Origin of the sequence: Gordonia terrae, assembly GCF_001698225.1 — a bacterium.
Lineage (GTDB): Bacteria > Actinomycetota > Actinomycetes > Mycobacteriales > Mycobacteriaceae > Gordonia > Gordonia terrae.
Genome location: NZ_CP016594.1, coordinates 3,562,821 through 3,588,556, shown reverse-complemented (window position 1 = coordinate 3,588,556; position 25,736 = coordinate 3,562,821). Strand labels below are relative to the sequence as shown.

The 25,736-nt window shown below is 67.4% G+C and carries 26 protein-coding genes, 1 tRNA gene and 1 pseudogene; 11 read left to right on the top strand and 17 right to left on the bottom strand.

The window, feature by feature from the left end; all coding sequences use genetic code 11:
• Window positions 1-3: 3 nt before the first annotated feature.
• Window positions 4-1,191 carry a TetR/AcrR family transcriptional regulator gene (locus BCM27_RS16045; RefSeq protein ID WP_033203945.1) on the bottom strand — a complete coding sequence of 396 codons (1,188 nt, stop codon included), beginning with the start codon at window positions 1,189-1,191 and terminating at the stop codon, window positions 4-6.
• 200 nt (window positions 1,192-1,391) lie between these two features.
• Here BCM27_RS16045 and BCM27_RS16040 point away from each other — a divergent pair, with 200 nt between their 5' ends.
• From BCM27_RS16040 to BCM27_RS16020, 5 genes are all read left to right on the top strand, one after another.
• On the top strand, window positions 1,392-2,198 hold the full coding sequence (locus tag BCM27_RS16040) for an enoyl-CoA hydratase-related protein (RefSeq protein WP_004022991.1): 807 nt from the start codon (window positions 1,392-1,394) through the stop codon (window positions 2,196-2,198).
• 79 nt (window positions 2,199-2,277) lie between these two features.
• A complete protein-coding gene (gene fadD5 / locus BCM27_RS16035; RefSeq protein WP_004022990.1) occupies window positions 2,278-3,882 on the top strand; it encodes a fatty-acid--CoA ligase FadD5 in 1,605 nt (534 codons plus the stop codon).
• 230 nt (window positions 3,883-4,112) lie between these two features.
• Entirely contained in the window at window positions 4,113-5,243 is a 1,131-nt protein-coding gene (locus tag BCM27_RS16030) for an NDMA-dependent alcohol dehydrogenase (protein ID WP_004022989.1), read from the top strand.
• A gap of 23 nt (window positions 5,244-5,266) precedes the next feature.
• Entirely contained in the window at window positions 5,267-6,085 is an 819-nt protein-coding gene (locus BCM27_RS16025) for a serine hydrolase domain-containing protein (RefSeq protein ID WP_004022988.1), read from the top strand.
• 128 nt (window positions 6,086-6,213) lie between these two features.
• Window positions 6,214-6,732 carry a DUF3145 domain-containing protein gene (locus BCM27_RS16020; protein WP_004022987.1) on the top strand — a complete coding sequence of 173 codons (519 nt, stop codon included), beginning with the start codon at window positions 6,214-6,216 and terminating at the stop codon, window positions 6,730-6,732.
• Window positions 6,733-6,808: 76 nt separating this feature from the next.
• Here the strand turns inward: BCM27_RS16020 and BCM27_RS16015 are convergent, their stop codons facing one another.
• The 6 genes from BCM27_RS16015 to aceE all read right to left on the bottom strand — a co-directional run bounded on the left by BCM27_RS16015 (window position 6,809) and on the right by aceE (window position 15,336).
• A complete protein-coding gene (locus tag BCM27_RS16015) occupies window positions 6,809-8,260 on the bottom strand; it encodes an acyl-CoA carboxylase subunit beta (RefSeq protein ID WP_004022986.1) in 1,452 nt (483 codons plus the stop codon).
• Between the two features lie 37 nt (window positions 8,261-8,297).
• On the bottom strand, window positions 8,298-9,566 hold the full coding sequence (locus BCM27_RS16010; RefSeq protein ID WP_004022985.1) for a KasA/KasB family beta-ketoacyl-ACP synthase: 1,269 nt from the start codon (window positions 9,564-9,566) through the stop codon (window positions 8,298-8,300).
• Window positions 9,566-9,868 carry a meromycolate extension acyl carrier protein AcpM gene (gene acpM, locus BCM27_RS16005; RefSeq protein ID WP_004022984.1) on the bottom strand — a complete coding sequence of 101 codons (303 nt, stop codon included), beginning with the start codon at window positions 9,866-9,868 and terminating at the stop codon, window positions 9,566-9,568. Before acpM ends, BCM27_RS16010 begins: the two co-directional genes overlap by 1 nt.
• Window positions 9,869-10,000: 132 nt before the next feature.
• On the bottom strand, window positions 10,001-10,909 hold the full coding sequence (locus tag BCM27_RS16000; protein ID WP_033203943.1) for an ACP S-malonyltransferase: 909 nt from the start codon (window positions 10,907-10,909) through the stop codon (window positions 10,001-10,003).
• A gap of 195 nt (window positions 10,910-11,104) precedes the next feature.
• Complete coding sequence (locus BCM27_RS15995) at window positions 11,105-12,376, bottom strand: PucR family transcriptional regulator (RefSeq protein ID WP_004022982.1); 1,272 nt, start codon at window positions 12,374-12,376, stop codon at window positions 11,105-11,107.
• Window positions 12,377-12,453: 77 nt separating this feature from the next.
• Window positions 12,454-15,336, bottom strand: coding sequence for a pyruvate dehydrogenase (acetyl-transferring), homodimeric type (gene aceE / locus BCM27_RS15990; protein WP_373278305.1), 2,883 nt, complete (start codon window positions 15,334-15,336; stop codon window positions 12,454-12,456).
• Between the two features lie 152 nt (window positions 15,337-15,488).
• On the opposite strand from aceE, the gene BCM27_RS15985 reads away from it, so the two are divergent.
• From BCM27_RS15985 to BCM27_RS15975, 3 genes are all read left to right on the top strand, one after another.
• On the top strand, window positions 15,489-16,106 hold the full coding sequence (locus BCM27_RS15985) for a hypothetical protein (protein ID WP_068884398.1): 618 nt from the start codon (window positions 15,489-15,491) through the stop codon (window positions 16,104-16,106).
• Window positions 16,107-16,293: 187 nt separating this feature from the next.
• The gene (locus BCM27_RS15980; RefSeq protein WP_004022979.1) at window positions 16,294-16,716 is read left to right on the top strand and encodes a DUF3052 domain-containing protein; all 423 of its coding nucleotides are present in this window, start codon (window positions 16,294-16,296) and stop codon (window positions 16,714-16,716) included.
• A complete protein-coding gene (locus BCM27_RS15975; protein WP_004022978.1) occupies window positions 16,713-17,195 on the top strand; it encodes a peroxiredoxin in 483 nt (160 codons plus the stop codon). Before BCM27_RS15980 ends, BCM27_RS15975 begins: the two co-directional genes overlap by 4 nt.
• Here BCM27_RS15975 and BCM27_RS26105 read toward each other — a convergent pair.
• Together BCM27_RS26105 and BCM27_RS26330 are read right to left on the bottom strand one after the other, a co-directional pair.
• A complete protein-coding gene (locus BCM27_RS26105) occupies window positions 17,185-17,799 on the bottom strand; it encodes a serine/threonine-protein kinase (RefSeq protein WP_141638835.1) in 615 nt (204 codons plus the stop codon). The genes BCM27_RS15975 and BCM27_RS26105 overlap by 11 nt on opposite strands.
• Before the next feature lie 264 nt (window positions 17,800-18,063).
• Window positions 18,064-19,601, bottom strand: a pseudogene (locus tag BCM27_RS26330) (ABC transporter ATP-binding protein); the annotation flags it as partial.
• 229 nt (window positions 19,602-19,830) lie between these two features.
• On the opposite strand from BCM27_RS26330, the gene BCM27_RS15960 reads away from it, so the two are divergent.
• Complete coding sequence (locus tag BCM27_RS15960) at window positions 19,831-21,036, top strand: RtcB family protein (protein ID WP_004022973.1); 1,206 nt, start codon at window positions 19,831-19,833, stop codon at window positions 21,034-21,036.
• Window positions 21,037-21,141: 105 nt separating this feature from the next.
• On the opposite strand, the gene BCM27_RS15955 is transcribed toward BCM27_RS15960, so the two are convergent.
• The 7 genes from BCM27_RS15955 to BCM27_RS15925 form a co-directional block, all read right to left on the bottom strand.
• Window positions 21,142-21,339, bottom strand: a complete 198-nt coding sequence (locus BCM27_RS15955) for a CsbD family protein (protein WP_004022972.1) — start codon at window positions 21,337-21,339, stop codon at window positions 21,142-21,144.
• A gap of 71 nt (window positions 21,340-21,410) precedes the next feature.
• Window positions 21,411-21,959: an Asp23/Gls24 family envelope stress response protein gene (locus BCM27_RS15950; RefSeq protein ID WP_004022971.1), complete on the bottom strand. Its 549-nt coding sequence runs from the start codon at window positions 21,957-21,959 to the stop codon at window positions 21,411-21,413.
• Complete coding sequence (locus BCM27_RS15945) at window positions 21,956-22,555, bottom strand: Asp23/Gls24 family envelope stress response protein (RefSeq protein WP_004022970.1); 600 nt, start codon at window positions 22,553-22,555, stop codon at window positions 21,956-21,958. Before BCM27_RS15945 ends, BCM27_RS15950 begins: the two co-directional genes overlap by 4 nt.
• Window positions 22,552-23,106, bottom strand: coding sequence for an Asp23/Gls24 family envelope stress response protein (locus BCM27_RS15940; RefSeq protein WP_004022969.1), 555 nt, complete (start codon window positions 23,104-23,106; stop codon window positions 22,552-22,554). The genes BCM27_RS15945 and BCM27_RS15940 overlap by 4 nt, the downstream gene beginning before the upstream one ends.
• Window positions 23,099-23,278 (bottom strand): hypothetical protein, encoded by a 180-nt coding sequence (locus tag BCM27_RS15935; protein ID WP_004022968.1) that lies wholly within the window; start codon window positions 23,276-23,278, stop codon window positions 23,099-23,101. Before BCM27_RS15935 ends, BCM27_RS15940 begins: the two co-directional genes overlap by 8 nt.
• Window positions 23,275-23,613: a hypothetical protein gene (locus tag BCM27_RS15930; RefSeq protein ID WP_004022967.1), complete on the bottom strand. Its 339-nt coding sequence runs from the start codon at window positions 23,611-23,613 to the stop codon at window positions 23,275-23,277. Before BCM27_RS15930 ends, BCM27_RS15935 begins: the two co-directional genes overlap by 4 nt.
• On the bottom strand, window positions 23,613-24,110 hold the full coding sequence (locus tag BCM27_RS15925) for an Asp23/Gls24 family envelope stress response protein (protein WP_004022966.1): 498 nt from the start codon (window positions 24,108-24,110) through the stop codon (window positions 23,613-23,615). Before BCM27_RS15925 ends, BCM27_RS15930 begins: the two co-directional genes overlap by 1 nt.
• Before the next feature lie 124 nt (window positions 24,111-24,234).
• On the opposite strand from BCM27_RS15925, the gene BCM27_RS15920 reads away from it, so the two are divergent.
• The gene (locus tag BCM27_RS15920; RefSeq protein ID WP_004022965.1) at window positions 24,235-24,888 is read left to right on the top strand and encodes an RNA polymerase sigma factor; all 654 of its coding nucleotides are present in this window, start codon (window positions 24,235-24,237) and stop codon (window positions 24,886-24,888) included.
• Window positions 24,881-25,357, top strand: coding sequence for a hypothetical protein (locus BCM27_RS15915; protein WP_004022964.1), 477 nt, complete (start codon window positions 24,881-24,883; stop codon window positions 25,355-25,357). Before BCM27_RS15920 ends, BCM27_RS15915 begins: the two co-directional genes overlap by 8 nt.
• Before the next feature lie 53 nt (window positions 25,358-25,410).
• Here BCM27_RS15915 and BCM27_RS15910 read toward each other — a convergent pair.
• A tRNA-Val gene (locus BCM27_RS15910) sits at window positions 25,411-25,485 on the bottom strand.
• Window positions 25,486-25,736 lie beyond the last annotated feature (251 nt).

Here is a 25,736-nt window from a genome sequence, read left to right as displayed (position 1 = left end):
AGCTCAGCCGTGCAGCAGGATGCGCATCGCGAGTGCCTCGATCCGCTCCGGTGAGGGCGGTGGGGACTGGCGGGACAGGTCGGTGACCACGTTGAGCGCCGCATGCACGAGGAACCGGGCCTGGGAGAGCGACAGTTCGTCGCGGTCGCGGGTGAGCCAGGTGGCGAACTCGTCGACGGTGATCCGCTGCTGGTTGCGGAGTTCCGCGCGTACCTCCGGGGTCGTGTGCCCGATCTCGGTTTCGTAGATCGCGATCAGATCTGTTGTGCTGGAACTCAACCGGATGTAGGCGGCGAGGATTGCGACGATCGCCTCCCGGGGCGTCGTCGACGCGGCGAGGGCGTCGGCGATCGCCGACGTGACCCGGTCGGTGGCGCGCCAGAACGATGCCTCGAGGATTGCGACCTTGCTGGGGAAGTAGCGATACACACCCGAAGCGGGCAACTCGGCCGCATGCGCGATGTCCTCGATCGTCACGTCCCGGAACCCGCGAGCGGCGAAGAGTTCGATCGCCTCGGTGAGGATGACCTCGCGCTTGGCTGCGGGCGCGAGGCCGGCGACCGTCGGCGGCTCCGGTTCGGTGGACTCGGGGAGGTCGACGTCGAGCAGGCCGGCCGCGGCGCAGCTCATCAGTGCCGTCGCGTCGCGGGCCGGCAATGCGGCGCGGTGCGTCGTCGGACTCGCCGCGACGCTGATCATCGCGGCCGCCATGAGGTTGGCGTCGACCTCGCCGAGCGACGGCCGCAGCCGACGGGCGGCCGCGCGTACGCGTCGGTGCTGATGGACGACGACGTCGCGGACGATCGCGGCGTCGGCCGGTTCGAGATACCGCGATTCCCAGCGATACAGCCCCCCGCGGCGCCGGTTGTCGAACGACGTGGCGGTGATCGCCTCGAGGAGCGCGTGCAACTCCTCCGGCGTCCCCTCGGGAACGGTGTCGAGGACGTCGCGCAGACCGGTGGCGAGTTCGGCGGTGGTCTCGGCGAACAGTGCGTATTTGTTCGGGAAGTGCCGGTACAGCGCAGGCGTGGAGATGCCGACGGCCTCGGCGATGTCGTCGAGACGCACCGCGTGATATCCGCCGTCGCTGAACGCCTTCGCCGCAGAGTCGACGATCATGCGTCGCCGATCGGCTGGACGGCGACGCCGGGCGTCCGATTCGGGACGCGACGTCTGCGGGCGGGCGGTCATGACGACACAGCCTAACCGGAGACCACGTTCTCGTGACACATTTCGGCCGCTCGGACCAAAACAGCAGTAGAAGCGCTCAAGCGCAGCTGATAAGTTAACGAGAATTCTCGTGATCTGCGTCGCACTGTGATAGTAATCTTAGCGATGGCACAGATGTGGGGAGCTGTGTCTATCGAAACCGGCATGAGTGGGGAGAGGTAGTGAGCGACGAGAGCACGCACGGCGGAGTGGTGACGTCCGTGGACGATTCCGGGATCGGGCGGCTGACGATCTCGCGACCCGAACGGATGAACGCCCTCGACGGCGTGGCACATCAGGCGATCGAGGACACGTTGGCGGAGTGGTCGTCTCGGGACGACGTCCGCGTGGTCGTGATCGACGGCGCGGGCGGCAGTTTCAGCGCCGGTGCCGACGTCCGGGGCTTCGCCGAGAGGTCGACCGAGGGCGGCGCGTCCGGGTTCACCCGCGACCAGGCCCGGCAGATCATCTCCGGGGGCTCCGATCTCCTGCGCGCCGTGCGATCGGTCCCGGTCCCGGTGATCGCCTCCGTCGACGGCGCAGCCGCCGGAATCGGCGCATCGCTCGCGCTCGGTGCCGATCTCATCTACACGACGGCACGGTCGTACTTCCTGCTCGCCTTCGTCAACATCGGTCTGATGCCCGACGGCGCCGCGTCGATGTCGTTCGCCACGGCGGTCGGTCGAGTACGTGCCAACGAGTTGGCGCTGCTCGGCGAGAAGCTCCGAGCGTCGGAGGCTCTCGACGCCGGACTCGTCAACGGGGTCGTCGACGACCGCGCCGCGCTCGACGAGGTGGTCGGCACGGTGGCGCACAAGCTTGCGAGCAAGAGCCCCGCCGCGCTACGGCTCACGAAAGCCGCGCTCGATGCCCACACGATGGCCGGGTTCGACGCCGCGATCGAGCGAGAACTCGACGGCCAGACCGAACTGCTCCAGTCCCCGGAGTTCCAGGCGGCGATCACCGCGTTCGCCGGCGCCTCCAAGTGAGCGCTGCGTCGCACCGGACGCACTGCACCACAACCGTTCCCGACCCCACCATCAGAAAGACAACGAGGAGACCGATCGTATGACCGCGACCGTCGACACCTTCAGCGACCTGGCCACCGAGCCACTGCGCTCGCGCCGCAACCACTGGAACAACCAGATCCGCCGGCACGCCTTCATGACCCCGGACAAGCCGGCCCTGAAGTTCTTGGGCAATGTCACCACCTGGAAGGAACTCGACGAGCGCAGCCGGGCCTTCGCCGCCGCACTGAGCCGGCGCGGTGTGCAGTTCGGCGATCGCGTCCTGATCGTCCTGCTCAATCGTTCGGAGTACGTCGAAGCGGTCCTCGGCGCCAACCTGATCGGCGCCATCCCGGTGCCGGTGAACATCCGGATGAGCCCGGCCGAGGTCGCCTTCCTCGTCGACGACAGCGGTGCCAAGGTGATCGTCACCGAGACCCTGCTGGCACCGCTGGCCGACGCCGCGGCCGCCTCCACCGGCGCGATCGAGCACACCATCGTGGTCGGTGGGTCGGACAAGGAGAACCACCTCGACTACGAGTCGCTCGTTGCCGAGGACTCCTCGGATCTCGAGGAGATCGACGTTCCCGAGGAGACCGTCGCGCTGATCATGTACACCTCGGGCACGACCGGAAAGCCCAAGGGCGCCATGCTCACCCACACGAACATGCAGGCGCAGGCCGTCACCTGTCTGCAGGCTCTGCAGACGCGGTCCGACGACATCGGCTCCTGCGTCGCGCCCATGTTCCACATCGCCGGCCTCGGCGCGATGGCGCCGCTGTTCTACATGGGTGCGCTCTCGGTGATCCATCCGCTCGGTGCGTTCGACCCCAACGACATGCTCGACACCATCGAGAAAGAGGGCACCACCTCGATCTTCCTGGTACCCGCGCAGTGGCAGGCCGTCTGCGCCGCGCAGCAGGCCAAACCGCGCGACCTCAAGCTCCGGGTGATCAGCTGGGGTGCCGCCCCGGCGTCGGACACCGTCCTGAATGCGATGAACGAGACCTTCCCCGACGCCCTGAACGTCGCCGTCTTCGGGCAGAGCGAGATGTCGCCCATCACCTGTGTGCTCGAGGGCAAGGACGCCCTGCGCAAGATCGGCTCCATCGGCAAGGTCGTCCCCGCGGTCACCGCGCGCATCGTCGATCCCGAGGGGAACGACGTCGCGCAGGGTGAGGTCGGCGAGATCGTCTACCGGGGCCCGAACATGATGAAGGGGTACTGGCAGAACGAGCAGGGCACGGCGGATGCGTTCGCGGGTGGCTGGTTCCACTCCGGCGACCTGGTCCGCGCGGACGAGGAGGGCTTCCTCTATGTCGTCGACCGCGCCAAGGACATGATCATCTCGGGTGGCGAGAACATCTACTGCGCCGAGGTGGAGAACGCGCTCTTCGGTCACCCGAGCATCACCGAGGCGGCGATCATCGGTCGCGCACACGAGAAGTGGGGCGAGGTGCCCGTCGCGGTCGTCGTTCTCGCCGAAGGTGTGGAGGATCTGACCCTCGCCGACCTCGAGCCGTACCTCAACGAGAACCTCGCGCGCTTCAAGCACCCGAAGGACCTCGTCATCGTCGACGAACTGCCGCGCAACGCCGGTGGCAAGGTCGTCAAGCCGACTCTTCGCCAGAGCTACGGCAGCAAGGACGCCGGCCTGGCCGACTGACGCGTCTTCCCGACGGCAACACCCTCCGACCTGGGCGCGAGCACTCGCGCCCAGGTCGTTGTGTGCTGGTCGGTGCGCGACGCGTCGGACATTCACGGGAGCAAGAAACACCCACTAGAACACGTTCCAATTTTGTGGTTGAGTGACTACTGTCACGTCATGGCGGCAACCGTCGGAGTGAGTAGGTCCTCCCGGTGTGAGACGTCGCCGGGTTCGAACGGAGGAGTTCAGTGAAGACAAAAGGTGCGCTGCTGCGGGAGCACAACAAGCCGTGGGCGATCGAAGAGATCGAGATCGGCGATCCCAAGGCCCACGAGATCAAGATCAAGATGGAAGCCGCGGGCATGTGCCACTCCGATCATCACCTGATGACCGGTGGCATCCCGATGGCCGGGTTCCCGATCCTGGGTGGCCACGAGGGTGCCGGCGTCGTCGCCGAAATCGGCGAGGGGGTCACCGACTTCGAGGTCGGCGACCACGTCGTGCTGTCGTTCATCCCGTCGTGCGGCAAGTGTCCGTCGTGTCAGTCGGGCATGGCCAACCTGTGCGACTTCGGCGCCATGCTGCTGCAGGGCGAAGCCGTCTCGGACAACACCTTCCGCATCCACACCGCGGACGGCGAGAACGTCTACCCGATGACGCTGCTCGGTACGTTCTCGCCCTACATGGTGGTGCACGAGGCGTCGGCGGTGAAGATCGACAAGGACATCCCGTTCGAGGTCGCCGCACTGTGTGGGTGCGGCATCCCCACCGGTTACGGCTCGTCGACCCGCAGCGGCGACGTCCGGCCGGGTGAAGATGTCGCCATCGTCGGTGTCGGCGGCGTCGGTACCGCGGCGCTCCAGGGCGCGGTGATCTCCGGCGCCCGCAACCTGTTCGCGATCGACCCGGTCGAGTGGAAGCGCGAGCAGGCGCTCAAGTTCGGGGCCACGGCGGCGTTCGCGTCGGTCGAGGAGGCCGCCATGGCCATCGCGGAGACCACGCACGGCGGCATGTGCCAGAAGGTGATCGTCACCGTCGGCGAGGTCCACGGCAAGGATGTCGACCTGTGGATGGGGATCACCGCCAAGGGTGGCACCTGTGTGCTGACGGGTATGGGCAACATGCTCGAGAGCGACGTGAACCTCAACCTCGCGATGCTGACCCTGCTGCAGAAGAACCTGCAGGGGTCCATCTTCGGTGGTGCCAACCCGAAGCTCGACATCCCGCAGCTGCTGTCGATGTACAAGATCGGGAAGCTCAACATCGCCGACATGATCACCCGGCAGTACCGCCTGGACCAGATCAACGAGGGTTACCAGGACATGTTGGACGGCAAGAACATCCGCGGTGTCATCCGCTACACCGAAGAGGACTGGTGAGCACCCGGGTAACGTGACCCGATGTGTCTGTCCTTGATTCTCTGACGGAATGGCCCGTCGACCACGTGTCGGCGGCGATCATCACCCGCGACGGGGTCGCCGAGCAGTTCGGCGACCCCGGTCGTGTCTACGAACTCGCCTCGGTCACCAAGCCGCTGGTGGCCTACGCGGTTCTCGTGGCCGTCGAGGAGGGGGCCGTCGAGCTCGACGATCCCGTCGGCCCGCCCGGGTCCACGCTCGCCCATCTCCTGTCACACGCCTCCGGTCTCGCCTACGACACCCATGAGGTCCAGGCGCCGGCAGGGGAGCAGCGGATCTACTCGAGTTCGGGCTTCGAGGTCGCCGCAGACGCGGTGGCCGAGGCCACCGGCATACAGTTCGACCGATACCTCTCGGAAGCCGTGTGCGCGCCGCTGGGGATGTCGTCGACGACTCTGCAGGGCTCGGCCGGGCACGCGGCCCGGTCGAGCGTCGCGGATCTGAGCGCATTCGCCGGGGAGCTCATGAACGCCCGTCTGCTGGCTCCGGAGACGTTCTCGGCCGTGACGTCGGTGCAGTTTCCCGGGCTCGACGGTTTCGTACCGGGCTACGGCAAGCATCGCCCCAACGACTGGGGTATCGGCTTCGAGATCCGTTCGGAGAAGTCGCCGCACTGGACCGGGACGAGAAATTCTCCGCGCACGTTCGGGCACTTCGGACAGGCCGGGACGTTTCTCTGGGTGGACCCGGCGCTCGACGCGGCGTGCGTGGTGTTGACCGATCGGGCCTTCGGGGCGTGGGCCAAGCCGCTGTGGAGCGAGTTCAACGATCGTGTCGTTGATGAACTCTCGTCACAGAACTGAATTTTTCTCGCACCAGAAACTAGCGCAACACGTGCATCATGGGGCACAATCGAGCTTACGAATGTGATATCCGCTGTCGCGAGGTGTGTTGGGGAAGACGTTCCTCGTCGACAACGGAGGTGAACAAGGTGCGCAATCTGAATCAGTTTGCGGACATGACAACAGGAGTGGTGTACATCCACTCGGCGCCGGTGGCGCTGTGCCCGCATGTGGAGTGGGCTCTGTCGTCGACCCTGAATGCGCGCGCCAACCTGAAATGGTCGGCACAGGATGCCGAGCCGGGCATGCAGCGCGCCACTGTCGACTGGGCAGGGCCGGTCGGCACCGCGGCACGTCTGGTGACGGCTCTGCGTGAGTGGTCGGCGCTTCGCTTCGAGGTGACCGAGAACGCGAGCGAGGGCGTCGACGGCGAACGGTTCTGCTACGTCCCGGGTCTCGGCCTCTGGCGCGGCTCCACGAGCGCCAACGGTGACGTCATCATCGGCGAGAACCAGTTGCGCTCGATGATCGAATCACAGCCTGACAGCGCCGGTCTCGCCGGCGAGCTCGAAGGCGCACTCGGAACCGCATGGGACAACGCGCTCGAGCAGTACCGCATGGGCGGTGCGGGCGCCGAGGTGACCTGGCTGCAGCAGCGGGTGGGCTAGCGGAGAGCAGACAAGACGACGAGAAGTGCCCCGGTCCTCGTGGACCGGGGCACTTCTCGTCGTCTGCGACGATGCGTCAGAGGGGGATGTTCTTGTGGCGTCCGCGACGTGCGGGTGCGGCCGCGAGCGCTTCGGCGATGATGCTGCGTGTCTGCGCCGGGTCGATGATCTCGTCGACGACGCCGATGGACTGGGCCCGGCCGACACCGCCGGCGATCGCCTCGTGCTCGGCGGCGAGGCGATCGTGCAGAGCCTCACGCTCGTCGTCGGGTGCCGCCGCGAGCGCCTTCTTGTGCAGGATGCCCACCGCGGCCTTGGCGCCCATCACGGCCACCTCGGAACCGGGCCAGGCGAACACAGCGGTGGCGCCGAGCGCGCGCGAGTTCATCGCGATGTAGGCGCCGCCGTAGATCTTTCGTGTCACGAGGGTGACCCGGGGGACCGAGCACTCGGCGAACGCGTGGAGGAGCTTGGCGCCGCGTCGGACGACGCCGTTCCACTCCTGGCCGACACCGGGCAGGTAGCCCGGCACGTCGGTGATGACGATGAGCGGGATGCCGAAGGCGTCGCAGAGGCGCACGAACCGGGAGGCCTTCTCGGCACTCTCCGAGTTGAGGCAACCGCCCATGCGCAGCGGGTTGTTCGCGATGACGCCTACGCTGCGGCCGGACAGGCGACCGAAACCGACGACGATGTTCGGCGCCCACTTGGCTTGCAGCTCTTCGAAACTCGAGATCTCGGTCTCGCCGTCGGCAGCCACGCCCGAGTCGAGCAACTGCTCGACGACGGGGTGGACGTCGTAGGCGCGCCGATTCGACTCGGGCAGCAGGGCCTTGAGGTCGGTGTCACCGGCCTGGGCGTGTTCGCGGTCGAAGTGTCCCTGCTGGGTGAACGTCGACACGAGACGCCGTGCGCGCCACAGGGCGTCGGGCTCGGAGTCGGCGACGATGTGACAGACGCCGGACTTCTTGCCGTGGGTGTTCGGCCCGCCCAGCGACTCCATGTCGACCTCTTCGCCGGTGACGCTCTTGACGACGTCGGGCCCGGTCACGAAGACCCGGCCGGCCGGCGCCATGATCACGACATCGGTCAGGGCCGGTCCGTAGGCGGCGCCGCCTGCGGCGAAACCCACGACAACCGAGATCTGCGGGATGTAGCCGGAGGCGCGCACCATGGCCTCGAAGACCTGGCCGACAGCGTGCAACGCCTCGACACCCTCGGCGAGGCGAGCGCCACCCGAGTGCCAGATGCCGATGACCGGCGCCTGCTCGGTGATGGCGGTGTCGATGGCGTTGACGATGTGCGCACACCCCACGACACCCATGGCGCCGCCCATGACGGTGCCGTCGGTGCAATAGGAGACCGTTCGGACCCCGTGGACCAGACCGACGGCGGCCTGGACGCCCGACTTGTCGCGCGGATGGAGCAGCGACATCGTGCCTTCGTCGAAGAAGTTGGTGAGCCGCAACAGGGGGTCGCGGGGATCGGCAGCTTCTTCGCGGCCGGCAACGGGAGCCAAGGTCGTCATCGATGTCTCCTGGGTGTCGGGGGTGTGGCGGGAGTGCTCAGTAGCGACCGAAGGCGAGCGCCACGTTGTGCCCACCGAAACCGAACGAGTTGTTGATCGCGTAGTCGATCTGCCCGTAGCGGGGTTCACCGTGCACGACGTCGATGTCGCATTCCGGGTCCAGGTTCTCGAGGTTGAGGGTCGGCGGGATGACGCCTTCCTCGATGCTCTTGATGGTCAGGACCGATTCGAGCGCGCCGACGGCACCGATGGAGTGTCCGAGGGCGGACTTTGGCGCGTACACCGCGGCGTGCTGGCCGATGGCGGCGAGGATGCCCGCTGCCTCGGCGGTGTCGCCGATGGGGGTCGACGTCGCGTGTGCGTTGATGTGGCTGATGTCGGAGCGCTGCAGACCGGCTGTCTGCAATGCCCGGGTCATGGCCCGCGCGTTGCCCTGTCCACTCGGGTCGGGAGCGACCAGGTGGAAACCGTCGGAGGTGATGCCCGTGCCCAGCAGGCGGGCGTGGATGTGTGCACCGCGTGCTCGAGCGTGTTCTTCGCGTTCGAGGATCAGCATCGCCGAACCCTCACCGAAGACGAAGCCGTCGCGATCCTTGTCGAACGGTCGCGAGGCGGCCGCGGGGTCCTCGTTGCGCGTGCTCATCGCACGCATCATCGAGAACGCGGCGATCGGCACCGCGTCGATGTGTCCCTCGACGCCGCCGGTGACGACCATGTCGGCGTCACCCATGACGATGTGGCGCCAGGCGTGCGCGATGGCCTCGGCACCGGACGAGCAGGCCGAGACCGGGGTGATCACGCCGGCGCGTGCGCCGACGTTGAGTCCCGCGACGGCCGCCGGTCCGTTCGGCATCGCCATCGAGACGGCGAGGGGGGAGACCTTGCGGTAATTGCCGGTGCCCTCCATGGCCTGGACCGCGTCGACCATTGCGTCGGCGCCGCCCTGGCCGGTGCCGATGACGACCGCGAGGCGGTCCTTGTCGACGTCGGGTTCACCGGCCTGCGCCCAGAGGCGCTTGCTCATGACGTGGGAGATGCGCTCGACGTAGGCCATCCGCCGGGATTCGATGCGCGTGACCTCTTCGGCGGGATCCTGGAGCAGACGACCGCCGATGCGCACCGGGAGGTTGTACTTGGTGATGAAGTCGTCGGTCAGCTCACGGATGCCCGATTCGCCGGCCAGCAGGTTCTTCCAGGTCGAGTCGAGATCCCCACCCAACGAGGTGGTGGCCACCATGGAGGTGACCACCACACTCGGGAAGTTCCCACCCAGCGTGGAGTACTCGCGGAGGGAAGAGGGGGTCATCAGGCCTCGTCTGCCTCGACCTGCGCCTTGATGGCAGCTGCGGCCTCGGGGTTCTCGTTCTCGAGCTTCTGGATGTAGGCGACCGCGTCGCCGACGGTGCGCAGGCCGGCCAGATCCTCATCGGGGATCTTCACGCCGTACTTGTCCTCGGTCTGCACCGCGATCTCGACCATGGACAGCGAGTCGATGTCGAGGTCGTCGACGAACGACTTCTCGAGGGTCACCTCGGACGGCTCGATGCCGGTGACTTCCTCGATGATCTCGGCGATGCCGGCAATGAGTTGTTCCTGGGTGGCAGCCACTGTGTGGTTCCCTTTCCGTTTTCCTACGTGGATGTGAGATTTCCGGAGCGCAGCACGGACCGAGCGGTCCGCGCGCTTGGACACGCCGGCATCAGAGCCGGCGTTCCGGGGGTCGCGGACTACCCGCGACCGCTATCCAAGTTCGGTGATCTTCGTGATGTCGCCGGGCTCCTTGAGCGCCAGCGCGGGAGTGCCCTTGAGTTCGCGCTTGGCGATACCCACCAGCGTCCCCGCCGGGGGCAGTTCCACCACGGCGTCGGCCGAGTGGTCCCGCAGGTACGCCGAGCAGAGATCCCAGCGGACCGGCTTGGTCACCTGTCCCACCAGTTTTGTCAGCGCATCGGCGCCGTTCGTTACAGGCTGGCCGTCGGAGTTCGACAGCAGTGTGCGGACGGGGTCGGACGGGGTGATCTGTGCTGCGGCAGCGGCGACGGCCTCCTGGGCCGGAGCCATGAAGTGCGTGTGGAACGCGCCGGCGACGGCGAGCTTGCGGATGCGAGCCTTCTCCGGCGGCGACGCGATGAGTTCGTCGATCTGGGCGACCGCGCCGGCGGCGACGATCTGACCCGCCGCGTTGCGATTGGCGGGGACGAGGTCGAGTTCGTCGAGGCGCGCGAGCACCGCGGCCTCGTCGCCACCGAGAACGGCAGCCATGGTCGTGGGCTCGAGCGCGCAGGCCTTGGCCATCTCGGCACCTCGGATCGCGGCGAGCGTGACCGCTTCGTCGGCCGAGATCACACCGGTGATGGCCGCAGCGGCCAGTTCACCCACCGAATGTCCGGCCACGACGGCGTCGGCAGCAAGCTCGCCGTTCTTGCGGACCTCGTCGTAGGCCAGCAGCGCCGCGACCACGACGAGCGGTTGGGTCACCGCGGTGTCGGTGATCTCCTCCGCCGTGGCGGTGGTGCCGAGTCCTTCGAGGTCCAGCTGGATGAGCTTGGACCAGGTGGCGAGCTGGTCACGCGCGCCCGGCAGTTCGAGCCAGGGCACGAGCATTCCGGGTGTCTGTGAGCCCTGTCCGGGGGCAAGCATCGAAAGCACGTGACCAGAGAACACCCTTTGCCCGTGGGATGTGGGTGTGGAGAAGCATGAACCTTGTCGCCGCCTTTTGTGGGGTTCCCACAAAGGTGACCTACAGGTCACCTGGTTCGTCACCAGTCCGAGATTTGTTACCGAACCGTGTTCTTAAGGCTTCTATCAGCACAAACGGTGAATCGGACATGAAACCGGTGTGACTCATGTGGCTGATGAATGCGATTTGTGCCGGAAGTGTGTCAGTCGACCCACCGTCGACGCGACCCTCAGAACGTAAGCGTCGCGAGGGTTAGTTGGGTCACGTCCTGTGATTTCCGAAATTTTCTTCAACCGGTAGCGGACCGTATTTGGATGTATGTACAGAATCCGAGCGCACGATTCTACCGAGCCGCCGGAGTCGAGGTAGGCGTCGAGCGTCGTCGTCAACGTCGAGCCGCCCTCGGCCAGCGGTAGGACAAGGGATTCCACCAAAGCGGTCATCGCTGACTCGTCGCCGTTGAGCGCGCGTTCGGGGAGCAGTTCGAGGCTGTGGACCGGGCGCGGGGCATTCGGCCAGCCCGCCACCGCCTCTATTCCGGCCATCGCCTCGGTCGCACTCGTGTGCGCACTGCCGAGGTTCGGCATCGTCGGTCCGATGACGACCGGGGCATCGGCGAAGTGGGACAGCAGCGCGCCGACGAACTTCTCGGTCGGACGGGCCGGACCGCTCACGATGGCCACCAGTACCGAACCCTGCACCACCGAGAGGGCAGACCGGTCGAAGGACTTGGCCGTGTTGTGGATCGCCAGCGGCACCGAGACGTTCTGTTCCGGCGGCGGGGTCCCGACGATGACCGTGGCGGGTGCATCCGATTCCCAGTTGAGTGCTGCTGCGCGAGACAGCAACTGGGCTCCGGTGTCCCCGCGGACGACCGCGTCGACGACCAGGGCCTCGAGCCGGGAATCCCACGCACCCCGCGACTCCGCGGCCGAGGCGTAGATGGATGCCGCGGCGAAGCCGATCTCCCGTCCGTACCGCAGCACCGACTCGGTGAGCGCGCGGAGCTGGGCATCGTTGCGGGCCAGGAGCGGGAGCCACTTCTCGAAGAACTCCATCGCCACGCGGACCATCTCGACGGTCTGCAGGAGGGTGATCCGGCGGGCGAGATCCTGGGGAACGACCTGGAAGGCCTGAACCGTGAACTTCACGTTGCCCTCGGGGTCCTGAATCCACTCGACGAAGTTCACCACCGCGGTCTGTACGACGAGCTGCACGCTCGCGCGCTGTGCGGCATCGAGATCGGAGAAATACGGCAGCTGGTCCTGCATGGAGTGGACCGCCTCGGTGGCGAGGCGGCCGCTGTACTGCTTGACCCGCCGCAGCAGCGTGTCGGGGAGCGCGTCGTGCACGGTGGCGGGGGCCGGTACATGGGCACCCCGCTCACCGAACACGTCCGCGGGTGGTGACTTCCTGTTCACGCGGGCATCGGACACGACCTCAATCTAGACCTTCGGGTCGGGAGGAGTCCCCGGCCGTGGGCGAGACGAGGCCGCGTCTGTCGACGCGATGCTCAGGCGACGCCCGGATCGCTGGTCTGCTCGGGTGCGGCCGAGACATCGTCGATCCGGTACTTGTCGGCGGCCTGCTTGGCGACCGACATCTCGATGTTGCCGTCCCGGGCGAGCGCGACGAGCACGGCGACCACGATCGACTCGGCGTCGACGTTGAAGAACCGGCGCGCCGCCGGACGGGTGTCGGAGAACCCGAAGCCGTCCGTGCCGAGCGTGAGGTAGGTGCCCGGGAGGTAGGCGCGGATCTGCTCTTGCACGCCACGCATGTAGTCGCTGACACCGACGAACGGGCCGGCGGCGTCGGCGAGCAACTCGGTCAGGTAGGCCGGGGCCGGTTCGGCCCCCGGATCGCGCACCGCCTCGCGGTCGGCGCGGATGCCGTCGCGGGCGAGTTCGCTCCACGAGGTGACCGAGTAGACGTCGGCGCCGACGTTCCATTCCTCCGCGAGCAGGTCGGCGGCGCGCAGCGCGTCGGGCATGGTCACGCCGGAGACGAGGATGTTGGCCGGATGCTGCTTGCCCTCGGCAGCCTTCTGGAACCGGTACGCGCCCTTGACGATGCCGGCCGGATCGAGCCCCTCGGGCTTGGCCGGTTGACTTATCGGCTCGTTGTAGACGGTCAGGTAGTAGAAGACGTTCTCCGGGTCGTCGCCGTACATGCGCTCGATGCCGCGCTCGACGATGTGGCCGAGCTCGTAGGCGAAGGCCGGATCGTAGGCGACGACGGCAGGATTGGTGGCCGCCAGCAGCGGGGAGTGCCCGTCGGCGTGCTGGAGTCCCTCGCCGGTCAGCGTGGTGCGGCCCGCGGTCGCGCCGATGACGAAGCCGCGCGCCATCTGATCGGCCGCCGCCCAGAAGCTGTCGCCGGTGCGCTGGAAGCCGAACATGGAGTAGAAGATGTACAGCGGGATCATCGGCTCGTCGTGGGTCGAGTACGACGTGCCGACCGCGGCGAAGCTGGCGGCCGACCCGGCCTCGTTGATGCCCTCGTGGAGGATCTGGCCCTCCGAGCTCTCCTTGTAGGCGAGCATCAGTTCGGCATCGACCGAGGTGTAGAGCTGCCCGTTGCGGTTGTAGATCTTGAGGGTCGGGAACCACGAGTCCATCCCGAACGTGCGCGCCTCGTCGGGGATGATCGGGACGATGCGCTTGCCGATCTCCTTGTCGCGCAACAGATCCTTGAAGACACGTACGAGCGCCATGGTGGTGGCGACCTGCTGCTTGCCCGAGCCCTTCGAGGTGGCCTTCAGCGCCGAACTCATGTCCGCCTTCAGGACTTTGGACTTCGTGCGCCGGCTCGGCAGGAAGCCGCCGAGGGTCTTGCGCCGGTCGAGCATGTACTGGAGTTCCGGTGAGTCCTTGCCGGGGTTGTAGTACGGCGGCAGATACGGATCCTTCTCGAGCTGCTCGTCGGTGATCGGGATTCGCGTGCTGTCGCGGAAGGCCTTCAGGTCATCGAGCGTCAGCTTCTTCATCTGGTGCGTCGCGTTGCGACCCTCGAAGTGCTTGCCCAGCGTGTAGCCCTTGATGGTGTGGGCCAGGATCACCGTCGGTTGGCCCTTGTGGGTCATCGCCGAGGCGTAGGCCGCGTGGATCTTGCGGTAGTCGTGACCGCCGCGCTTGAGGTTCCAGATGTCGGCGTCGGAGAGGTCCTTGACGAGTTCCTTGGTGCGCGGGTCACGGTTGAAGAAGTGCTCGCGGACGAAGGCTCCGTCGTTGGCCTTGTAGGTCTGGAAATCGCCGTCGGGGGTGGTGTTCATCAGATTGACCAGCGCACCATCGCGGTCGGCGTGCAGCAGCGAGTCCCACTCACGTCCCCAGATGACCTTGATGACGTTCCATCCGGCACCGCGGAAGAAGGATTCGAGTTCCTGGATGATCTTGCCGTTGCCGCGCACCGGACCATCGAGACGCTGCAGGTTGCAGTTGATGACGAAGGTCAGGTTGTCGAGGCCCTCGGTGGCCGCGAAGCTGGCGAAGCCGCGCGATTCCGGCTCGTCCATCTCGCCGTCGCCGAGGAATGCCCACACGTGCTGGTCGGAGGTGTCCTTGATGCCGCGGTCATGCAGGTAATGGTTGAAACGTGCCTGGTAGACCGCGTTCATCGGGCCGAGGCCCATGGAGACAGTGGGGAACTCCCAGAAGTCGGGCATCAGGCGCGGGTGGGGGTACGACGGCAGGCCGCCGCCCTCACCCGCGTGGCTGTGTTCCTGCCGGAAGCCGTCCATGCGGGCCTCGTCGATCCGGCCTTCGAGGTAGGCGCGGGCGTAGATGCCCGGGGAGGCGTGGCCCTGGATGAAGATGTGGTCGCCGCCGCCGGAGTGATCCTTGCCGCGGAAGAAGTGGTTGAAGCCGACCTCGTACAGCGATGCCGACGAGGCGTAGGTGGAGATGTGACCGCCGACGCCGACGCCCGGGCGCTGCGCCCGGTGCACCATGATCGCGGCGTTCCAGCGGATCATCTGGCGGAATCGGCGCTCGACGTCCTCGTCGCCGGGGAACCAGGGCTCGGCCTCGGTGGGAATGGTGTTGACGTAGTCGGTGGAGGTGAGCGCGGGGATCGACACGCGCTTCTCGCCGGCGCGTTCGAGGAGTCGCAGCATCAGGTACCGGGCGCGACCGGGGCCGGCGGCATCGAGGAGCGCGTCGAACGAGTCGAGCCATTCGTCGGTCTCGTCGGGATCGATGTCGGGCAGATAGGACGCGACTCCTTCGCGGATGACCCGGACTCGTTGTCCGGCGGCGCGTCCGTTCGAGCGGGGGCCGGTGTTCCCGGCTTGTTCGCTCGGCGGGACGTCCTGTGTCGCATGGTCCATCTGGTTGGTCACGGTGATGCCTACTCCCTCTGACAGGCCGGACTCGGGGTGGTGGTCCGACTGCATGGCGTCGGGCACCGCGCTCCGATGTTGTGCGGTGCCTCCCTTCATCGTGCCCCATGTGGGGTGGCTTGGCACCGGGTGGATCCTTGTCGGGTGTCGCGATCGCCGGGATGCGGTAGCGTCCAGAAACGGTTACTGACCAGTAGGGGGAGTGAATGCCGGATCGAGGAGCGGTGGCGGCCGCGAGCCACCGCGGCCGTGTCGTCCGGTCGACGATCGCAGCCACCATCGCCCTCGGGGCCGCGCTGACGGGTGCATGCGCCACCACGGTCGGCGGCGCGGGCACCCCTGCACCGGGCGAGGTCGCCGGCTACCGGTCCGAGCTGTCGGCCTCGGCGGCCGCCGAGGTGCGGGCCGAGGGGGTCGAGCTGTGCCGCGAATCGATGGCGTCGATGGTCGTGATGGTCCGCGGGTTCAACGCCTTCGTCGCCCGGCTGAACGTCGCACAGTCGTATCCCGGCGTCGGCGACCTCGACGAGAAGGCACGGGCCAGTCTGATCGCCGGTGCCGATCAGATCCGACCCAAGATCACCGCGACCGCCCCGGTCGACGTCTCGACGCCGGCGCGGACCTTCCTCGAGTCGACCGCGAAGCTGGAGAATGCCATCCGTCGTGAACTGAGTGCCGGCCTGAATCCGGTGTCGGGGCAGTGGTCCCGTGACAAGCAGCGGCTGCTCGACGTGTGCGGCGGCTACACGCCGCTGCCGGCAACATCGTCGGCCACCCCGCGCTCGTCCGCCCCCTCGACGACGTCGGCTCGCCCGGGCGGTTAGCGTCGCCCCGCTCGGGGTAGGCACAGGCCGATCGCGAAACGCCCGAAATCCCTGACGGCGTTCGGCTTGCAATGTGAGGCTTTAGGCTGTTGCCTATGCTGACAGGCGAACGGCGTGCGGAAGCGTACGCGGATTCGGCACAGACGACACACACAACGATCCACACATCTTCAGGAGGTCACGCGCGGTGGTAGCCGCCACAGACGGTAGCAACGCCCAGAAACTGGGCTTGACCGCAGGCTTGGTCGTGCAGGAACTCGGCTGGGACGAGGACACCGACGACGAACTGCGCGCTGACATCGAGGACGCGATCGACGCCGAGATGGTCGACGAGGATGCCGACGACGTGGTCGACGTCGTGGTCCTCTGGTGGCGCGACGGCGACGGTGACCTCGTCGACGCCCTGATGGACGCCATCGGTCCGCTCGCCGAAGACGGTTTCGTGTGGGTGCTCTCGCCGAAGACGGGCCAACCCGGCTACGTCGATCCGAGCGAGATCGCCGAAGCGGCCCCGACCGCGGGGCTCACGCAGACCTCGGCCATCAGTCTCGGCGACTGGTCGGCGGCCCGGTTGGTCCAGCCCAAGGCCCGCGCGGGCAAGAAAGCATGAGCGGTGCTCTGCCTTCTGCGCCCCTGACCGTCGGCGACCGGGCACCGGACTTCGCCCTTCGCGACCAGAACAATCAGCTCGTGTCGCTCTCGGCACTGCGAGCCGAACGCAATGTGCTCGTGGTGTTCTTCCCGCTCGCGTTCACCGGCACCTGCCAGGGCGAGTTGGGCTACATTCGCGACCAGCAACCGCGCTTCGAGAACGACGACGTGACGACGGTGACGGTGTCGGTCGGTCCCTCGCCCACCCACAAGGTGTGGTCCGCAGCGCAGGGATTCCTGTTCCCGCTGCTGTCGGACTTCTGGCCGCACGGTGACACCGCGCGTGCCTACGGCGTCTTCAACGAGGATCGTGGTTACGCCAATCGTGGAACCTTTCTCGTCGACCGAGACGGCGTGATCGTCTTCGCCGACATGGTCGGTCCGGGCGAGGTGCGCGAGAACGCCGTCTGGGACAAGGCTCTCGGCGTCATCGCCTGACCGGGCCCTCGGTCATCCACGCGAGCCGTTGCCAGACGGCCCCCATCTCCGGTCGTCTGTCGGGATCGAGATCGAGCATGTGACCGAGCAACTCGACGAGTTCGTCGGGCACATGGCCGCGCGCACCGACACCGGGCGACATCGGTCTGATCGACGTCGGGCGACCGCGAGTGCGGAGTCGCCCGATGCCCCGCTCCGACCACGGCGGGATCGCGCCGTACGGTCGCCGCGACGTCAACACCTCGAAGAGCGTGACGCCGAGGGCGAAGACGTCCGCGGCGGGACCCAGAGCGACGCCGACGGCCTGCTCGGGCGGTAGATACCCGCGCGTTCCGGAGCCGTCCCGTCGCTCGCCGGGGCGGCCGAGGATCCCGAGGTCGATCAGGATCGCCTGCCCGCCGTGGATGATGACGTTCGACGGTTTCACATCCAGGTGGATCCAGTTGTGACTGTGCAGATGGTGAAGTGCCGCCGACAACTGCACACCCAACTGCAGCACATCGTGGGTGCTGAGCGGACCGTTCTCGATCGCTGCGTCGAGGGTGGCGCCGGGGATGGTCTGCATCGTGAAACCCACCAGGCTCGATTTGTCCGGCGGCAGCATCCCGTAGCCGCGCACCAGATGCGGTGAGCGAGATCGGCGAGCACGTGTCCCTCGCGACGGACGGACTCCGCGACCTCCTCGTCGTGACACCGATGCCTGCGGATGACCTTGAGGATGCACCGTGTGCGACGTCCGGTGTCGAAGGCGTCCCAGGTGGCGGTCCGCTTGCCGAACGCCAGCGGGGCGAGAGGTTCGGTCGAGGCCGGTGGTCGGCTCGTCGAGGATGAGGAGCCCGCCGCCGCGGAGGAGTCCACGGGCCACGTTGAGTCGTTGGCGTTGTCCACCGGAGAGGGTGCGGCCACGCTGTCCGATGCGTGTGTCGTAACCGTCCGGGAGCCGACTGATGAAGTCGTGGGCATCGGCGCGTCGAGCGGCTTCGGCGATCTCGGCCGCGGTGGCGTCGGGTCTGGCGAACGCGATGTTCTCCGCGACGGTCGCGTCGGACAGCAACATCTCCTGGGCGACGACGGTGACCGCGGCGCGGACGGAGCGGCGTGTGGCGAAGGCAAGATCGTTGTCGTCCAACAGAACTGATCCGAGCGCGGTTGTAGCGAGCCGTCCAGCAGGCGGGTGAGCGTCGTCTTGCCCGCACCGCTGCCGCCGGTGACTGCGACGCGTTCGCCGGGTGCGATTGTGAGTTCCAGATCACGCACGGCGTCGGAGTCCCGGCCGGGGTACCGCGCGTGGACCTGGCGGAGGGAGGCCCCCGCGGCGTCCGCCGGGAGGTCCAGCGCATGAGGCGGGTCGGTCAGGGCGGGCTCGTCCAGCAGTTCCTGTACCCGTTCGATGCCTGCGGTGGCGGCGAACAGCGAGGGCAGCAGATTCCCGAGATCGCGTACCGGCCGAAAGCAACTCCCCAGGAGCGCGAGGAACGCAAGCACCTCGCCCAGGGTCATGCGCCCGGCGGCGAGCGCCCACACACCGAGACCGATGACCACGAGCACACCGAGGAGTTCGAACAGGCCCACCAACGGCAGGAACAAAGCGCGGACCCGACTGGCCACCAGCTCGGCGTCCATGATCGCGAGATTCTGTCGCTCGTACCGCTCGATCGCGGTCGGCTCCTGGTTGAGGCCCTGCACGAGGGCGGCATTGGCGAGGTGCTCCTCGGTGATCGCGCCGAGTGACCCGGCCCGCCGCCGCTCGCGCGACGCGGACTTGGTGAAGTCGGCGAATCGAATTGCCGCCCAGGAGAACAGCGGCACGACGACCATGGATGCCAGCGCCAGCCACAGATCCATCCACATGAGGGCGATGACATAGACGACAAGCGTGGCCGATTGTCGGAAACCCCACGTCAGGTGACGGACCATGAACGACTCGACCGTACCGATGTCAGAGGTGAGACGACTCATCACATCGCCGAGGCGCAGATGGTCGAGGCGGTGGGAGGGCAGCGCCAGCACATGTGCGAATGCATCGCGCCGGAGTGTGGTGAGAAACCGCTGGGAGATCCAGGTGCCCAGATAGTCGTCGGCTCCGTCGATCACCGCGGCCAGCAGGTTGAGCGCGATGTAGATCCCCGCGATGGAGGCGAATGGGCCGAGATCGGCCGGCACCAGCACATCGTCGACGAGTCTCTCGAACAGTGCGATCTTGGCGACGGCGATCAGCGCGGGGATCACCGACAGCGTGAGGCCGGCGAGCAGCCACCACCGGACGGGACGAAGCCGTGGCGCGAACGTGCGAAAGACTTGCAGCACAGTCAGAGTCGCGGAGTGTTCCACGAGCGGTCGGTCATGGTGCGGGGGCGCAACAGCGCGGAGAGCGATGGTCGCGAGGCCATGACGGGAGACATCCATCCGTGTGTCGTGACCGTTCCGCCGGTGGTCCCGAGCGGAACGGTTCTCACTCTCATGGGCGTCGATGAGGTCTCCGTGAGCAGCACATGAGAGATCTTTCATCGACGTCTGTGGGTGTCGTCCGGGAATGTCGAGTGGCATCGTGGAGGCGGAAACCCGGTTGCCGCCGTGAGCATTCGACGCTTTGATGTGAGAGCCCGCGACCCGGGCGCTCACGAAAGGAAACCCCATGCCGACCATGGCGTCGCCCAAGGTGCTCAATTACGCATCGCACGTGGACGACAACACCCTGACCCAGGCGGCCCAGACCGCCCGGATGCCGTTCGTACATCCGCACATCGCCCTGATGCCCGACGCACACTTCGGGAAGGGTTCTGCGGTGGGCACGGTCATCCCGACGACCGGTGCGGTGATCCCGGCCGCCGTCGGCGTCGACATCGGCTGCGGAATGATCGCGGTGCAGACGCGACTGCGCGCCGAGGACATCGACGGGATGGATCTCGGCCGACTGCGGGCGAAGATCGAGGACGCGATCCCACTGTCGCCCGGCAACTACAACCGTGGGATCGACCGTTTCGCGTTCACCCGGGCACGGATCGACTCGCTCGACGAGCAGGCGACGAACGACGGTGTGGACCTGTCGCATTCGCCGAAGTGGCGGGAACAGCTGGGCTCGCTCGGCGGAGGCAACCACTTCATCGAAACGTGCCTCGACGAGGGGGACGTGGTGTGGCTGTTCCTGCATTCGGGTTCCCGGGGTGTCGGCAACAAGATCGCGCAGAAGCACATCAAGATCGCTCAGCGGTTGTGCCGCCAGTGGTGGATCAAGCTGCCGAACGCCGACCTCGCCTACCTGCCGCAGGGGGCCCCGGAACTGACGGCGTACCTGCGGGATCTGTCCTGGGCCCAGCGGTTCGCGTTCGAGAATCGGGCCGAGATGATGGATCGTTTCGTCGCGGTGTTCGCGGAGTGGTTCGGCGACAACGTCTCCGGTGGACTCGACGACCGGTCTGAGTCGCTGGAGGTGGACCGGATCAACTGCCACCACAACTACACCGTGCGGGAAACGCACGCGGGCAAGGACGTGTGGCTCACCCGGAAGGGAGCGATCGACGCCCACGAGGGCGTCCGTGGTGTCATCCCGGGTTCGATGGGAACCCGATCGTATGTGGTGCGGGGCAAGGGCAATCCGGCCGGGTTGTGCTCGGCGCCGCACGGTGCCGGCCGCCGGTACTCTCGGAGTGAGGCGCGACGGCGTTTCACCGCCGACGATCTCGCCACCCGGATGGCGGGGATCGAGTACCGGCACGGTGACGAGTGGGTCGACGAGATCCCCGATGCGTACAAGGACATCGATCAGGTGATGGCCGACGCCGCCGATCTCGTGGACATCGAGCACACCCTGCGGCAGATCCTCAACGTCAAGGGGACGTGACCGGCCGGCGCCGGACCACGAACAGGACGAATCCCGAAGGCGCCGAGCGCCTTCGGGATTCGCCTGACACCGCCGGCGAGGAGGTTCGGTGGCCGGCGGTGTTGCTCACTTGCCGGTCAGCTTGTCCTTGATGTTCGACGCGGCGTCCTTCACGTTCTCCACGCCGTCCTTGACAGCAGCGGAGAGCTGATCGCCCTTGCCCTCGCTCTTGAGCTGCTCGTCACCGGTGACGTCCCCCGCTGCCTCCTTGGCCTTGCCCGAGAGATCTTCGGCCTTGTTGCCGACCTTGTCGCTGAATCCCATTTCTATGCTCCTTCTTCTCATTTGAGACGGCGGCCCCCGATGAGCCGTCCGTCGAGTTCGCGGGTCCAGGGTCACCGATCGAGATGGACGAAAGCCTGGACGTGCACGCCGGACTCGCCGAGAGCCCTCCGGATCGCGGCGACGGCGTCGGCGACGGGTGCGGTGACCTCGTCGAAGCCCCGGTTGGGCTTCGCCGAGACCTCGAGTCGGATGATGCTGCGTGACCGGTCGTCGATCGCCTTTGCTGTCACCTTCTGGAACAACGGGTTGCCTGCGAGTTCCTCTGCGGCCGCGTTGGCGATCAGCTTCGGTGCGACGGTGAGGGTTCCGGTCTGGTCGGAGCCGTCGAGCAGGGCGTCGTCGACCGCTCGGGGTCGTATGTTGGTGGCCAGCAACAGCAGACCCCAGCCGAGGGTGATCACGGTGACCCCGACCAGCACCCAGATCCACCAGGACGCCTGGGTTGCATCGAGAGCGGCGCGCTCGTCGAGACGGTCGACCCACCCGGCCACCGGCTCGGCGTCGACCCGCCAGGCCACGGCCCCGGCGCCGACGACGATGAGCAGCAGGGCGACGAGCCCGACCGACAGTCGGTGTGCGGTTGCGGGAAGACGGTTCATCGGACGCTCCTCGTTCCGCGCTCACGCAGGCGTACGACGACTCGCGGCGGCGATTGCAGATCAGCGGCCACCGAGTCGGCCGTGGTCTCGATGAGTGCGCGGTCGGCGACCTGTGTCCGCACGCCGACCGTGCAGGTCATCTTGCGACGGGTCACCACCGTGTCGGCGTCGAGTACGCCGGGAAGGTCGGAGACAGCGGCGCTGCACCGTCTCGCGACATCACCGGGACGCGTCCACATCCCGTCTCCGCCGGCGAGTTCGAGATGTGTCCGGCGTCGTGGCTTGATCGCGATCCACACCAGGATCAGGCCCAGGAGGATGGCCCCGACGGCGGCGGGCCACATCCAGTTCTGCCACTGCAGGTCGGCGATCCACTCGGCGGCGGTGACCGACCACGCGCGACCGTCCAGCCAGTTGGCGTTGACGGCGATGTCTCGCACGGCCACCGCGCCCAGTGCGATGAACGCGAGCCCCAGTGCGGCGCCGGCGATCGCGGCGCCGGGCAGGGCCGCGGGCGGAAAGACGTGCCCGGGTTCGCCGGTCCGCTCGCTGTCGAGCGTGGCGCGATCGGGTGCGACTTCGGCGTGAGTTGTCATCGTCGTGCCCCCGTCTCGGTGCTGATGGTCGGAGTGAAGGCCGCGGTGTCGTGCGGCGGATCTGCCGCGTCCGGTGCGTCCGACGGCGGGTTCGCCTGCGGCACATCGGGCTGCGTGTCCTCGCGGACCGGCGGCAGGTCGACGTACCCCCGTTGCCGGCGTCGGATGGCCTGCCGTGGCTCGAACTTGGACACCGTCACGTCGACGCGCAGTGGGACGACCCCGGTGAGGCGCTCGACCTCGGCGGCGACGTGATCGCGGGTGCGGCGCGACACCTCGGCTACTGCGCACGGCCACTCGAGTGCGAGGGAGAGCGTGATCCGGGTGCCGCCGGCATGAATGCTCGCCGTGGGCAGGGTGGACCGCTCGCCGACCGGCCCCAGGACCGAGCCGACTCCGCCGCGATGGCGGACGACGCCCGGGATGTCGAGAGCCGCACGGGCCGCGACCTTTTCCAGGACGCGGTCGGCGATGGTGAGCGTCCCGGGTGGCGAGACGTCCCCGGACGGGCCGCCGCCCGGCACGGGCCCGCCGGTGTGCTGCTCAGCCACGACCCCGGCTCCGCAGGAGCGCACCCAGGTCGATGGCGCCGTCCCGGTTGAGACCCAGCACCAGTCCCGCGGCTCCGAGCACGACGGCCAGCAGGAAGCCCGCCAACCCACCGGCGACGGCGGCCAGAGCCAGGAGGAGCCCCACGAACAGGCCCACGACTGCGTTGTTCATTCCGCTTCCCCTTCGTTCGGACTCGGCTTCGAGCTCACGCTGATGTCCGCCACGGTCACCGAGACCGGTCTCGCAGCAACCGTCTCGGCGGTGTCGCGCACCTTCGCGGCCACGCTCTGGAGGTCGTGCGCCGCATCGACGACGATGTGGACCTCACCGCTGTCCTCGGCCAGGGACACACCCGGGACCCGATGTCCGGGAAGATAAGTGGCGATCTCGCCGAACAGTCCACTGTGTAGGTCGTGCACACCCGGGACCGCGAGTACGGCGGCAGCGAGGCGATCTGCCAGTGCGCCGCCCTCCTCCGTCCGCGCGTCCGGGAGGTCCGACGTCATCACTGGACCCGCGGGGTGGTGTTCGACTCCTGCTCGTCGTCGCCGAACGCGATGTCGTGGACGGTCACGTTGACCTCGGTCACCTCGAGGCCGGTCATCTGCTCGATCGCGCTGATCACGTTGCGTCGGATGGCTGCTGCGAGCTGATGGATCGCCACGCCGTACTCGGCCACGATCGAGACGTCGACGGCGGCCTGACGCTCACCGACCTCGACCTCGATTCCCTGGGTTGTGCTCACCGTCGTGCCCGGCAGGACGTCGCGGACCCGGCCGACCACGCGCTCGGTGGTGCCGCCCAGGTCGTGGACCCCGTCGATCTCCCGAGCTGCGATCCCGGCGACCTTCGCGACGACGATGTCGGCGATGGAGGTGCGTCCGCGGTCGCCGGTCGACTCACGGCGGGCGAGTGCACGCCCTGCAGCAGCGTCGGTACGCGACGCGTCGACAGCGGCGTCCTCGTGTGTGGCGTCCTTGGTGGTGGTGGCGCTTGCGGACATGTCGAACTCCTTCGGTCGTCGTGTCTTCTTCGTAGACGGACCGCGTTCGGATGATGCGTTATCGCAAAGGCTGTTCACGATCCGTCTGTAAGGTCTGTCGGGACGGACGGGGGGAGTTGCACGGATGAAACCCAGTGATTCGGCTCACAGGCAATCGCTCGACCTGTCCGAGCTCGGCGACGACGAGCTCGCGGGCGCCGCGTCGGTCGGCGACACCGAGGCATTCGACGTGCTCGTCCGACGCGTGACACCCGGTCTGCTGCGGTACATGTCGCGGATGGTCGACGGCAGGCAGACCGCCGAGGACCTCACCCAGGAGACCTTGCTGGATGCATGGAAAGGGTTGCCCGACTTCGCGTTCCGGAGCAGCTTCCGCACCTGGATGTTCACCATCGCGCACCGGAAGGCAGTCGACTACCACCGTCGCCGACGCGATGTACCGTTCGACGACGAGCGGTTCGCCGAGCTCGAAGCGGCCGGACCGCTGCCGGCCGACATGGCCGAGCGGAGTCTGCTCATCGATGCCCTGCGCGCCGAACTGGACAATCTCCCCGCCAATTCGCGCGCCGCGTGGTGGCTCAAGGAGGTCGAGGGGCTTACGCTCGAGGAAATCGGACAGGTGTTACGCATCACAACCGGGTCGGTGCGCGGTCATCTCCAGCGCAGCCGGAAGTTCCTGTTGACCCGTTTGGAGCCCTGGAACCCTGGTAAACCGAGAACCACACCGACGGCCACGACGAGCGTCGACGACGCGGAGGGAGGCGAGGTCGGTGCCTGACAACCACGCGCGCGACTCCGACGCCACCGACGTCGCCGACGCCTGGCTGGTCGAGGCCACGCGGCAGATCGCCGACGAACCCGCGAGCGACGTCGACCGGTTGATCTCCTCGATCTCGGGGAGCCTGCAGCGGATCCGGCGTCCCGCGCGAACGCTGGCGACCGACGGCCTGCGCATCAACACCAGCGACCGCGTCGTCAAACAATTGATCGCGATCCGGACCCGACGCGAACTCGGCCGTCTGACCGTCTTCGTGTCGGTCGACGGCGACGGCGAGACCGTCGACGGCGTACGTGTCGGTCTCATCGCCCGCTACGCCGACGACCTGCCCGCACTCTCCGACGACGTGCGCGACATCGTCGACGAGGTTCTGGTCGAGACCCTCGGCGGCGACAGCAGTGCCGTCGCCCGCCGAAACATCTCGGTGCGCTGGCAGGATGTGTACACGCGAGAGTGGCTGACTCGCTAGCGATGTGACAGCCCGACGCCGCGCGGCAAGTGTTGGGGGCTGTGGGATCGGGGTGGTGCGCGCAAAGGGATTCGAACCCCTGACCGCTGGTGTGTAAGACCAGAGCTCTACCGCTGAGCTATACGCGCGCGCCGCAGCCACATACGTGGCGCTGCGCACACGAATTTAGTCGCTCCGATGCCTGTCGCCCAAACCGGGTCTGACCGGGGGGCTGAGTGGTCGGGTCGCCGGCCCTTCGAGGCTCGTCGCTATCGCTCCTCGCACCTCAGGGATCAGAGGGGTGCTTGCGCTCCTCGCACCTCAGGGATCAGAGGGGTGCTTGCGCTCCTCGCACCTCAGGGATCAGAGGGGTGCTTGCGCTCCTCTCAGCGCAGGGGCG